Origin of the sequence: Microbacterium sp. ER1 (assembly GCF_023383675.1) — a bacterium.
In the GTDB taxonomy this organism is placed as follows: domain Bacteria; phylum Actinomycetota; class Actinomycetes; order Actinomycetales; family Microbacteriaceae; genus Microbacterium.
In genome coordinates, this window is sequence record NZ_QCXO01000066.1 from 1 (window position 1) to 256 (window position 256).

1 pseudogene is annotated in these 256 nt (G+C 66.0%); it reads right to left on the reverse strand.

Annotated elements, in window-relative coordinates:
• Positions 1-256: pseudogene (locus BV453_RS01780) on the reverse strand (hypothetical protein); the annotation flags it as partial.

Below are 256 nucleotides of genomic sequence, written 5' to 3' on the forward strand. Positions count from 1 at the left end.
GTCGGTGGAGATGATCGTGGTGTCGATGCGGAACGGCACAGCGCCGGCGGCGTCGGGGGAGACCCGGTCACCGAATCGCACGCCGAGGCCGTGCTCGATCATGATCGTGTAGGCGGCTTCTTCGAAGGACGCCTGGGCGACGTGATAGGCGGCCCGGTCGACATCCGTGCGCTGCTCGACGGAGACCATGGCGAGCTTGGTCTCGTCGAAGAACATCGTGTCGGCAAAGTCGGTGCCGACCAGGTCACGGATGCGG